The 12016-nt window shown below is 35.5% G+C and carries 9 protein-coding genes; 8 read left to right on the forward strand and 1 reads right to left on the reverse strand.

Features of this window, described 5'->3' with window-relative positions; translation table 11 throughout:
• The first annotated feature begins 179 nt into the window (after positions 1–179).
• From ACJAZK_RS13690 to ACJAZK_RS13710, 5 genes are all read left to right on the forward strand, one after another.
• Positions 180–803 carry a universal stress protein gene (locus tag ACJAZK_RS13690; protein ID WP_415224506.1) on the forward strand — a complete coding sequence of 208 codons (624 nt, stop codon included), beginning with the start codon at positions 180–182 and terminating at the stop codon, positions 801–803.
• A gap of 611 nt (positions 804–1414) precedes the next feature.
• Entirely contained in the window at positions 1415–1627 is a 213-nt protein-coding gene (locus tag ACJAZK_RS13695; protein ID WP_415224507.1) for a hypothetical protein, read from the forward strand.
• Between the two features lie 21 nt (positions 1628–1648).
• Positions 1649–2014, forward strand: coding sequence for an arsenate reductase family protein (locus ACJAZK_RS13700; protein WP_415224508.1), 366 nt, complete (start codon positions 1649–1651; stop codon positions 2012–2014).
• A 9-nt stretch (positions 2015–2023) separates the two neighbouring features.
• Entirely contained in the window at positions 2024–4132 is a 2109-nt protein-coding gene (gene pta, locus ACJAZK_RS13705) for a phosphate acetyltransferase (RefSeq protein ID WP_415224509.1), read from the forward strand.
• Positions 4133–4147: 15 nt separating this feature from the next.
• On the forward strand, positions 4148–5332 hold the full coding sequence (locus ACJAZK_RS13710) for an acetate/propionate family kinase (RefSeq protein ID WP_415224510.1): 1185 nt from the start codon (positions 4148–4150) through the stop codon (positions 5330–5332).
• A 406-nt stretch (positions 5333–5738) separates the two neighbouring features.
• Here the strand turns inward: ACJAZK_RS13710 and ACJAZK_RS13715 are convergent, their stop codons facing one another.
• Entirely contained in the window at positions 5739–5930 is a 192-nt protein-coding gene (locus ACJAZK_RS13715) for a hypothetical protein (RefSeq protein ID WP_415224514.1), read from the reverse strand.
• Between the two features lie 13 nt (positions 5931–5943).
• Here ACJAZK_RS13715 and ACJAZK_RS13720 point away from each other — a divergent pair, with 13 nt between their 5' ends.
• The 3 genes from ACJAZK_RS13720 to ACJAZK_RS13730 all read left to right on the forward strand — a co-directional run bounded on the left by ACJAZK_RS13720 (position 5944) and on the right by ACJAZK_RS13730 (position 11805).
• Entirely contained in the window at positions 5944–6075 is a 132-nt protein-coding gene (locus tag ACJAZK_RS13720; protein WP_415224513.1) for a hypothetical protein, read from the forward strand.
• Positions 6076–6103: 28 nt separating this feature from the next.
• Positions 6104–6613, forward strand: coding sequence for a DUF4010 domain-containing protein (locus ACJAZK_RS13725; RefSeq protein ID WP_415224511.1), 510 nt, complete (start codon positions 6104–6106; stop codon positions 6611–6613).
• Positions 6614–7296: 683 nt separating this feature from the next.
• A complete protein-coding gene (locus tag ACJAZK_RS13730; RefSeq protein WP_415224512.1) occupies positions 7297–11805 on the forward strand; it encodes an AAA family ATPase in 4509 nt (1502 codons plus the stop codon).
• Positions 11806–12016: the final 211 nt, after the last annotated feature.

The following is a 12016-nucleotide window of genomic DNA, read 5'->3' on the forward strand; positions in this document are numbered from 1 at the left end:
AATACTAAGTAATTTCGTATCGAAATAAATCTCATTATGTTATGAAAAAAATTTTATTGCCAACTGATTTCTCTGAGAATTCTATTAACGCTATTCACTATGCACTAGAATTTTTTAAAAATGAAGCCTTCAGACACTGTTTTTAATTCATTAATTCTTCTATAGAACAAATTAAACGTTTGATTAATAATTTAGAGAGTACTTTTGGAAATGCCTTGCATGTTTTTAAATCTAATATTGATTACGATAATTTTATTGATGCGATTAATCAACTTGTAGATATTGAGAACATAGACTTGATTGTTATGGGAACTAGAGGGAATTCTAAATTAGATAAACGTGTTTTTGGGTCTAATACCATTAGAGTGATTCAGCGTTGTAGTTGTCCGGTATTAGTAATCCCTAATGATTATAAATATTTAGAAATTAAAGATATCGTTTTTCCAACTAATTATTATTCTGAGTATAAACCTAACGATTTGTCAATATTAGTAGACCTTGCTGATAAATATGATTACGCTGTTCATGTTCTTCATGTTAAAGTTTCTGAACATCTTACAGAGAATCAAAAAAATAATAGAGCATTTTTAGATGCTTGTTTTACAAATATTGATCATTCTTTTCTTGAACTAGATCAAGGAAATTTATACACTGTAATCACAAAACATATTGTAGAGAATAGTATAGATTTACTCGCTATGATGAGTCGCAGACATTCTTTTTTAGAACGTCTGTTTATTACGCATCCTGTAGAGCATTTCACCTTTGATTTAAAAGTGCCTTTATTAGTTATGGAGAATTAAAGTGATTCTTTAACAATAACATAGCATGTTCTCTATTAGTCTTGTGATTTGAATATTAGTATTATTCGCTAATACGCTTCACCTCGAAATAAAAGCTACCCAGCTTTTGCTATAATCACATAAGATTAAGAATGGAGCCCGAGATGATTTTGAAATTACAATATTAATTGAGCTCTAGGAAATAACATTGGTGTTTTAATCATCCCAAGGGGGAGTAATTGTCAGTATTTTGTTAATTGTTGTTCGTATTAGACTTATGAATAGTATCTTAGTTCTCGTGACTGAAAGAAGCCGTGAAATTCCTATGTGACTAGCAATCGATGCTGGAGAAAGTGATATTCTCAAACCATTTTTAATGGAAGTAATGGTTTTAAGTTTGGTTGGTGGTCTTATAAGAATTGTATTTGGTGTTGTTTGAAATTAGATTATTTTCAAATAACCACATTTTTTATAAGAGCAGCTTTTTAGTCAATAGGAATAGGAATATGTTTTGGGTTTTAGGTGTTTCTTTAGTGTGTTTTTCCGCACGAAAAGCAGCAAAATTGAATTCTATTGATACTCTAAGATATGAGTAAGACATAAAATAAATAATATTTATTAAAACATATATTATGAAGCATTTACATAACCAGCTTAGAGAGATTTCTGAAATCACAACTAATATTGAAACCAATTACCCAGAGCTCTATCGTACATTAGATGAAAATCCAATGACCATAGCAACTTCTAATCATCCACAAGTTGATAAGATGGCAATGCAAGAGTATTTAGAGAGTTTAAAGCAACTACTAGAACATCATCTGGCGACATATAAAAACAAATAAGTAAACTTTAGAGTCAATATTATGGGAGAAATAGCCACGTCAAATAGACAAATAACAATGTTTTACAGTTCAAAGTCTGCAAGAGCAAAACAAACCTTGGCTCTTGCTAAAGCTGAAGGATTAGCTATCGAGGACATAGATATCTTAAAAATAAAATTAACAGGAACTCAAATAGTCGAACTAGCAGAAAGATTGCATAGGGATGTAGTTAATCTTGTAAACCAAGTACACCCTTCATATACATCAAGTTTTGAACATCATAATTTTTCGACAAATGATTGGACAAAAATGATACAGCATAATCCGCAGATTATGAAACAACCTATCACTCTGCGAGGAGATACTACCATTTTAGGCGTAACTCCCACAGATATCATTAAAATATAGTTTGAGCTCATGACAAAGAAACCAACTAATAAAGCTATTTATATTACTACAATCGAACCTAATAGCGGGAAGTCTATTGTATCACTGGGATTGATGCAACTCTTATTGGGCAAGGCAGCTAAAGTAGGCTATTTTAGACCCATCATTGATGACTTCAAGAAAGGTGAAATCGATAATCATATCAATACAGTTAAGACTTATTTTAACTTGGATTTTAAATTTGAAGAGGCCTATGCCTTTAGTCGAAGTGAGGTCATAAGAATGAAAAACGAAAATAAAGATGATGAGATTATCAGCAAGATTATTGAAAAGTATAAAGCGCTTGAAGAGCGGTTTGATTTTGTCTTAATAGAAGGCACTAGTTTTACTGGAGGAGGCTCTATTATAGAATTTGATATTAATGTATTGATTGCTAAAAATTTAGGTATTCCAGCAATTATTCTGGCTAGTGGTGTGGGGAAAACGATTGAAGAACTTGTGGGAAGTTTACAAATAGCTTATGATTCATTTAGAGATAAAGGTGTTGAAGTTTTATCTATTATAGCCAACAAGGTAGAACTAAAAAATCAATCTTTAGTAGTTACTGAGTTGGAGAAGCATCTGCCTTCCGAAGTCATCGTAAACGCGATTCCGTTAAATCCCATTTTGGCAAATGCCTCCATAAAGGAGATTGTCGAAGAACTAGAGGCAACCGTACTTTTTGGAGAATCTTATATTAACAACCAGGCTGGATATTTTAGTGTTGGAGCCATGCAATTACGGAACTATCTCACCCATTTAAAAGAGAATGGTTTGGTAATAACACCAGGCGATAGAGCCGATATCATTTTGGGAGCGCTACAGGCAAATATTTCGGCTAATTATCCATCTATATCTGGCATTGTACTTACGGGTGGTTTAATACCTGAAGATTCAATCATCAAACTGATTGAAGGGCTTTCAGATGTTGTTCCAATTATTTCGGTAAAAGAAGGTACATTCTCAGTTGCAAATAGGATAGGTGCTATAAAATCGCAGATATATGCCCAGAATACACAAAAGATACTAACTTCGATAAAGGATTTTGAAAAACATGTACAGGTTGAAGCTCTAGTAGAGCGCTTGATTACTTTTGAAACGAACGGAATTACACCTAGAATGTTTCAGTATAACTTATTACAAAAAGCAAAATCGAATAAAAAACATATCGTATTACCAGAGGGATTAGACGAGCGTATTCTTAGGGCTACAAAACAATTGATTGATTTAGACGTGGTTGATATCACCCTTCTTGGAGAGGAAAAACTAATAGAAGATAAAATCGCAACTTTAGACATTATGCTAGATTTAGATAAAATAACGATTATCAATCCTATTGAATCTAAGTGTTTTGAAGCTTATGCAAACGCGTTGTACGAGCTGCGAAAACATAAGAATGTCAATCTTGCAATGGCTAAAGATTTGATGGAAGACGTGTCTTATTTTGGCACAATGATGGTGCATATGGGCGATGCAGATGGTATGGTTTCAGGAGCAGTGCATACCACACAGCATACCATTCTACCAGCATTACAATTTATTAAAACTAAACCAGAAACATCTTTAGTCTCTTCCGTCTTTTTTATGTGTTTGGAAGATCGCGTGTCTGTGTATGGAGACTGCGCTATTAATCCCAACCCTACATCAGAACAGTTGGCTGAAATTGCAATGTCGTCTGCCACTACTAGTTTATCCTTTGGCATTGAGCCTAAGATCGCAATGTTATCGTATTCTTCAGGGACTTCGGGTGTTGGAGAAGATGTGGAACGTGTTCGAAAGGCAACAGAAATTGTCAAGAAAATAAGACCTGATTTAAAAATTGAAGGTCCTATTCAATATGACGCTGCGGTTGATGCGGCGGTTGGTAAGACCAAAATGCCGAACTCTGAAGTAGCAGGACAAGCTACTGTTTTTATTTTTCCTGATCTAAATACTGGAAATAATACGTATAAAGCGGTGCAACGAGAAACAAAAGCATTGGCGATCGGGCCAATAATTCAAGGATTAAATAAACCTGTAAATGATTTAAGTCGAGGTTGTACTGTAGATGATGTTTTTAATACGGTTATTGTTACGGCAATTCAGGCGCAAGGATTTTAAAATTAAAGAATGTCTATGAATATATTGGTAATCAACTCTGGAAGCTCTTCAATAAAATTTCAGTTTATAAAAATGCCTTCCGAAGAATTAATATGTCACGGTCTTTTGGAACGTATTGGTCACGACGATGCCATTCTACAATATAAAGCGAATACCGTTAATATTAAGAAGACTGAAAGCATAAGCACACATAAGGAAGGGTTAAAAAAAATTGTAGAATTGTTACTCCACCCAGATAAAGGAGTTATTCAGGATACAAATGATATTGAAGTTGTAGGACATCGCGTAGTACACGGTGGGAATTCATTTTCAAATACCACTCTAATTAATTCTGAAGTGAAGCAAGAGATTCGAGCATATACTGCCTTGGCACCTTTGCACAATCCTAATAATCTTGAAGGAATTCTTATTGCAGAGCAACTTTTTCCCTTAGCGAAGCAAATCGCTGTTTTTGATACCGCCTTTCACCAAACTATGCCTGAAAAAGCTAAAAAATACGCTATTCCCAACAGTCTTTATAAGGAACAAAATATTCAGGTATATGGTTTCCACGGCACGAGTCATAAGTATGTTTCTGAAAAGGCTATTGCATATCTACAATTAGAAAAATCTAAGATTATTTCCATTCATTTAGGCAACGGTTGTAGTATAACAGCAGTTTTGGACGGTAAAAGTATTGATCATAGTTTAGGTTTTGCGCCTTCTAACGGACTTATAATGGGTTCCAGGAGTGGTGATATAGATCACTCAATTGTATTTTATTTAGTTAATAATTTAGGATATAACTTGGATAAAGTGAATGCGCTACTTACTAAAGAAAGTGGCATGTTAGGACTTACAGGATATAGCGATTTAAGAGACATTCAAAGGGAAGCTGACAATGGTAATTTAGATTGCACTCTAGCCTTAGAGATGAATGCCTATCGCATAAAAAAATTCATTGGCGCATACAGTGCAGCGATGAACGGATTAGATGCCATTATATTTACTGCAGGAATTGGAGAGAATTCGAGTGTGATTCGAAAGCTTGTATGTACTGATATGGATGTCTTCGGAATTGTTTTAGATGATACAAAAAACGAACAGCCATTAAATGCTATAAAGGAAATTAATACATCTGCTTCCGAAGTAAAAATACTAGTCATTTCTACCAATGAAGAATTAGAAATAGCGAAGCAGGCTTTTGGCTTACTGACCTAATTTCTTCTGGTTCTTGCATCAATTACAGTATATGATTTCAATCTTCTGCTGATGTATTATTTTCAATAGGATAATCCCTAATCGTAAGACTTCTTTAAGTATTTATAAGTGCAGGTCGGTGCTTTACCCTTCTGCTTTAAAAGGATGACCAAGATATTTAATATGGTTGAGGTTATTTTAAATCAAGTATGATTTAAAGCATTTTAAACTTGTAAATAAAACTTCAACTTTGAAAAAGTATAAATTCAAATGCCAAATACTATGGAAAAAGGAATTATATACAACTCCAATTTGCACTTTGAATACCAACGATGGAAAGGAGAACTTGCCTTTTGGAAAGACGAGTTAAAATTTTTTAATAATCGTTTGAGTTAACTAGTAACACGTTCGACAGACAAAGACGTACTTACTCAATTAGAGCGCTATCAGAATAAATTTGTTCTACTACTTCCGAAGAACTTTTTGTCGTGATAAAATTCTTAATAATCACTTTATTGATCTTACCTTTTTTACCTAATAAGGAATCTGGTCCAGATCCTTTACTAAATCTTTTTGAGATTGATTCTATTATAGTCATTGTCTCCTTTTTAAATTTCATTGGATACTTTTTTGTGAAGTTTGTAGGCTCCAAAAAAGGTATAATTCTTACGGCTATACTTGACGAATTAATATCCATTACAGCAGGCGCTCAGAATTACGCATCAAGACGTACAGCGTCTCCAGAGCTTTCCAAAAAAATATAGTGCAGGGATTATTGTAGCTTCAGACATTATGTTTCCAAGACTGGCCTTATTATCCTTTATTTTTAATAATGCCCTTTTGAAATATTTAGCGTTGCCCTTCGGGTTATTAGCGTTGGTGTGTGTTATCGCAACTCTGATATTGATGAGAAAGGATGACCCTAAACCTGATACCAATATTAAATTAGGAAATCCAGTAAATATCTTCAATGCCATCGGTTTTGGGGTTGTTTATATCTTACTATTATATGCGGTTTTTTATAGTGAAAAAATTCTTGGAGAGAGCGGTTTATGCTGTTCTGCTTTAATTGCTGATTTGAAAGATACCGATGCTATTACCATAAGTATGGCAAAGTTTTCTTTAGATGGAGAACAACTAAAACTAGCGTCATCGGTCATCATCGAAGCCACTAGTAATGTGTTAGTAAAACTTGGGATTACATTATTTAAAGCTTCAAAACCTACAGGGAAATTTGTTAGCTATGCTTTTGGAAGTGTCATTTTATTGCGTATTATATCTATTCTTGTGAGTAGAGGTTAATTAATTTTTTATACACAAAATTTGGGCGTGACCACAGGGGTCAGGCTTTTCGCTGCAATTCCTCGCATCTCCTGCGTCGAGCTGCGGGATTTTCACTACAATCCTTCACGCAAATGCGCATTAGTATGACTATTTAAAAAGATAGAAAATGATAAATAGTATACTAATTCCTTTTAAGGCGGAAATAAAAGCAACAGTCTTTCCTTAATTAGAGAAGTAATTATTAAGGAGTTCTATCCACAAGTTTTGAATTTACAGAAAGGAAAATTATCAAATCAACCCAAGTTAAAGGATACTAATTAATAGAAAACTTACATCTTTATTATTTATATTCTCAGTTTTAGCGTATTTAATTTTTTTTGCATTTTATTAAATAATCTATATTGGTGCAGGGCATTGCCAGCCGTAATATGTTTTTGAGCATCTGGTTTTTTCATAATTATTGCCAACCTGTATCTATAACTTAAATTTCAAGTCCAAGTCCTTTACTTTTTTTTGATGTTAATTGTTACGTTGTTATATCTCAGAGATGAGAGAGTGTGCAAATGCGAGAAGGAGAATCTAATAATTTAAATTTTAAAATTGTGTCTTATATCTAAAGACAAAAAGGAATATGATGCTTCTGGTGAACTTTTATATTCTTTATACCTTTGAGTCTTTAAAGTTAAAAAGTATTTTAAAGTATGAAAATAACTAATGCCCATCAAAATAACCTCAAGAACATTGATTTAAATATTCCTGAAGATTGTTTGATTGTGGTCACTGGGCTTTCAGGTTCAGGAAAATCCTCCTTGGCCATGGGCGTAATCGCTAATGAAGGCTATCGCTATTTTTTAGAAAGTTTACCAGCCTACAACCAACAAAACGGACAAATGATCCCGACGGCTGACGTCGATGACATCCAAGATTTACCACCTGTCATCAAGGTCGAGCAGACGAAACGCTTCCAATCCATCAATACTACTTTTGGCACGCTCTCTGAGTTAGCGGGAGTGTTCAGGATTATATTTGCTCGCTATTCTGGAGATGAAACCATGAGCAAGTCGCTATTTTCTTTTAATCATCCGAAAGGAGCCTGTGAGGTATGTCGTGGAATTGGCGAAGCAGAATATATAGATCTTAATAAACTGGTCGGCGATAAAAATAAGACCCTGCGAGAAGGTGCTATTACCACCACTTTGCCTAACGGCTATATCGTATATTCACAGATAACTGTTGAGGAATTAAATAAAGTCTGTAAAGCCCATGGTTTCAATGTAGATATTCCATGGAAAGAACTGTCAGCCGAACAAAAAGAAGTCATTTTAAATGGTAGTGACCGCCTCAAAGTGTTTTATGGGAAACACGGTTTGGAATCTCGATTGAGGTGGCAAGGGATTAAAGCCAAACCTCGTGAAGAAGGCACTTATAAAGGTATGCTTCCCATTATGCAAGACATTTTAAGACGGGATAGAAATCCAAACATCCTTAAATTTTCTAGTTCTAAAGTTTGCCCAAGTTGTAAAGGAGGCCGTATCAAAAAGGAACAGCTGATTTATCAATGGAATGGTTTGAATTACCAAGCATGGATGGAGCTGTCTTTAAACGATTTATATGATCAGCTAAATCCCCTAGATTTGAATGCTGGAGAAACGCTATTGGTCAATAAAATTTCCATTCAATTATTGGACTTGATCCGTTTGGGTATGGGCCATTACCAGCTGAGCACTCCAAGCACGGCTATTTCTTCTGGTGATGGACAACGCATTAAGCTCATCAGGCAAGTCAACAGTAATCTACAAGGTATTTTATATGTATTTGATGAGCCTTCCATTGGTTTGTCGTCTAATTACCAAAGCTATTTGCTCCATATTTTGGATCGATTGATCAAGCGAGGTAACACTGTGATAGTGGTGGAACACGATTTGGATTTTATACAAGCATCAGATTGGATTGTCGAATTAGGTCCAGGAGCAGGAATTCATGGTGGTGATGTGGTTTTTAACGGTTCCACTCAGGACTTTTTAAAGGCTAAACATTTAAATAGTCCTACCTTATCAGCTATCAAAACGGCTAATACTCAAGCGATTTCTCAATCTAAAAAGAAGATTAAAAAAGGGTCGGTTAATAGCTTTCTGCCGCAGGCTAATCAGCTTTCAGTAGTTAGCCGGAAAACGCCACAGTTGCTAGAACGTATTATAAATTATTGTAAACAGGAACATTTGATCCTTATCACTGTCACCGATCAAGCGATTGGAAAAACACCGCGCAGCAACCCAGCAACATATACAGGCTTAGCAGACAAAATCCGTGATTTACTAGCGAAAACAACTGAAGCGAAATCCTTAAACCTTAGTAAAAGTGCTTTTTCATTTAATAATAAAAAAGGCCGATGTGAGGCTTGCGAAGGAGCTGGCGTAATCTCCCTCTCCATGAGTGTGATGGGTAACATCAACCAGGTTTGCCCGACTTGTAATGGGAAGCGTTTTAAGGCTGATGTACTGCGCGTGCATTTTAAAGATAAAAATATTGCTGCTATTTATAACCTCAGTATTGAAGAGGCTTATGACTTCTTTTCTGAGAAAAAAAAGATCACAGAAATTCTGTGTTTAATGATTCAATTAGGCTTGGGATATGTCAAACTTGGGCAGCCTTCTAACACCTTATCGGGTGGAGAAGCGCAACGAATTAAACTGACCAAACACTTCGCCAAGAAATCTAAACAGACACTTTTGGTATTGGAAGAGCCTAGTATCGGGTTACATCAACAAAATATAGGGCAGTTGTTAAATGCTCTAAACAAACTAAAGCTACAAACTGCAGGGATACTTTGCTTTGAAAACCATCCGCTTTTTCAATCGTCATGTGATATTTGGGTGGATAACGCACTGGAAGGACAGTCGATTGATACAAAAGAAGAAGCGCCACAGCAACGCCAGCTAATTTCCATTCGGGGTGCACGAACACACACGCTCAAAGACTTAGATTTGGACTTCCCTAAGCATCAATTATCGGTTGTTACAGGCTTATCAGGTTCGGGTAAATCTTCTTTGGTAATTGATACTTTGCATGGCTATGGACTACAAGAAATGACCAAGCAGTTTTCGACGTATCAGCAATCGAGAGTCGGTGTGAATTTTCAGTTTGAAGTCGATTATATTGAAGGACTCACGCCTAGCATTTGCATAACACGCAAACAAAAAAACGATTCCTCGCTTTCAGATATTGCAAAACAAACGGGGATTGACAAGATCTTGCGTTTTGCCTTTTCCAGAAAGGCGCAATATGAAGGTGAAGAATTATCAGCCAGTCATTTTTCAAATAACCACGAATTAGGAAAATGTACAGTATGTGAAGGCTTGGGCCAAGAATTACTTCCTGATCTGAACAAGCTAGTATTGAATCCCGATAAAAGTATTTCCAGTGGTTTATTCGCCCATAACAAAGCTATTGGCTATTATGGTGATCCTGCAGGGAAGCATATGGCTATTTTAAATAGAGTAGGAGTTGAGAATGGATTTACCTTGGAAACACCATTTAAGGAATTTACATCCAAACAAAAAGAAATTCTATTACAGGGTACAGGAGATAAATTTTGGCTAGCTGATTGGTTGTACCAAACGAAAACTCGCGAGGGAATACAAGCTTTAAACATGCCGTGGGCAGGCCTCTTTAAATACCTTCAAGAGGAATATTTTAAGACCCGAAAAAATAAAAATATCAGTAACCTCACGGCGCTCTTTTCTCCTAAAGAATGCAGCCATTGTGAAGGCAGTGGATTGAAGCTTGAACGATTAGTATTCCTCATTGCAGGCAAATCTATCCATGCCATCAAATCAATGGATTTTAAAGCGCTAGGTGAGTGGCTTACTGACAGTAATAACAGCTTCACCAAAAATATCGATGGAAAACTCCTTTCTAAAATAGAGCCACTCCTTCATAACACAATTGCTAGGGCAAAGGAATTGCATATTGATCATTTGCAACTGAACCGAAAATCACCCACACTTTCTGGAGGGGAAAACCAACGCATTGCTTTGATCAAGCAGTTGAACAGTCCACTAAAAGGTATTACTTATTTGTTAGATGAACCTTCAGCAGGTTTATCGCAGGAGAATATTCCTGACCTGATTCACATCCTGAAAGAACTTATATGTAAAGGAAATACTGTGATTGTAATTGAACACGATAAATCGATTATTCATGCGGCGGATCATATTGTGCAGATCGGTCCCAAAGCCGGGAAATTGGGTGGCTATATTACATATCAAGGTAGTACAGCAGGTTTTCTTAAACAACCCGATTGTCATCCTTTTTTGAAAGCTCCTAGCAAAGCTATGCAACTTAATGAAGGAAATGCCCAAATTAATATTCGAAAGCTTGCCAAACATACACTGGAGAAAGACGAATTAGCCTTGCCTATTGGAGGCATTACAGCACTAACAGGAAAATCAGGTATCGGGAAAACCACCTTGGTAAAAGATATCCTAATCCCGAGTATTAAAACTGGTCATCCTGTAAATTGTGGTGGGCTAGACTTGCCTAAAACGTACGCAGGAGCACATTATTTTGAACCCAAAAAGCTAAGGACGTATTCTAATACTTTATTGGTGTCTTATTTGGATTTACTGAGTGATATCAGTAAAATATTTGCCAACGAAACGGACTTAAAGCCGAAAGACTTTTCATATAAAAACAAATTAAGCCAATGTCCGAACTGTAAAGGCAATGGGTTTGTTGAAACCAGCTTGGACATTACTGCCAATACCATTGAAATTTGTGAAGACTGTAGTGGGCAACGCTATCAAAAATATATTTTAACCCATGATATAAAAGCGAAAAATATTGCTGAGGTTTTAGATATGAATATCACGGAATTGAAAGTTTGGTTTACAGGTTTTAAAGTATCTGTGAGCAGCCTCGAATTGATCAAAAACTTAGAAGACATTGGCTTGGCTCATTTAAGCTTAGATCAAACGGTGCAATCTCTTTCTTCTGGCGAAAAGCAACGCTTATTGCTCTTGAATTGGTTGCAATATAAGCCGAAAAACGAACTTTTTGTTATAGATGAGCCTAGTACAGGCATGCACTATGCAGATATTGATTTGCTTTATGATATCTTAGAAAAACTTAGTATCGACAATGATATTTTAGTGATTGAGCACAATCCATATTTACTGGAGAAAATAGGGGTGGGCTTGGTTTTGGCTTAAGTAGCGGAGAAATAATCAATTCAGAATTTCAATCAATTATTATCGTTTAGCTCTTATAAGTTAGGAGTTATTAATCAGAAAAACTGTCTTGCCCTGATATATGGCTACAGGTTAAAATTGATTTTATGCGGTTAATTTATAGACCATATTTGGTGTTTTGAAGTTTAAAGATAAATGTAATCTTACTTCGTTGTATAAATTAATTGCATTT

This window comes from Psychroserpens sp. (assembly GCF_047633235.1).
Lineage (GTDB): Bacteria > Bacteroidota > Bacteroidia > Flavobacteriales > Flavobacteriaceae > Psychroserpens.

Bases quoted from the DNA above. Each gene is read 5' to 3' on its own strand.
- ACJAZK_RS13695 (WP_415224507.1), top strand. From the start codon at position 1,415: ATGAAGCATTTACATAACCAGCTTAGAGAGATTTCTGAAATCACAACT.
- ACJAZK_RS13700 (WP_415224508.1), top strand. From the start codon at position 1,649: ATGGGAGAAATAGCCACGTCAAATAGACAAATAACAATGTTTTACAGT.
- pta (WP_415224509.1), top strand. From the start codon at position 2,024: ATGACAAAGAAACCAACTAATAAAGCTATTTATATTACTACAATCGAA.
- ACJAZK_RS13710 (WP_415224510.1), top strand. From the start codon at position 4,148: ATGAATATATTGGTAATCAACTCTGGAAGCTCTTCAATAAAATTTCAG.
- ACJAZK_RS13715 (WP_415224514.1), bottom strand. From the start codon at position 5,930: ATGAAATTTAAAAAGGAGACAATGACTATAATAGAATCAATCTCAAAA.
- ACJAZK_RS13725 (WP_415224511.1), top strand. From the start codon at position 6,104: ATGTTTCCAAGACTGGCCTTATTATCCTTTATTTTTAATAATGCCCTT.
- ACJAZK_RS13730 (WP_415224512.1), top strand. From the start codon at position 7,297: ATGAAAATAACTAATGCCCATCAAAATAACCTCAAGAACATTGATTTA.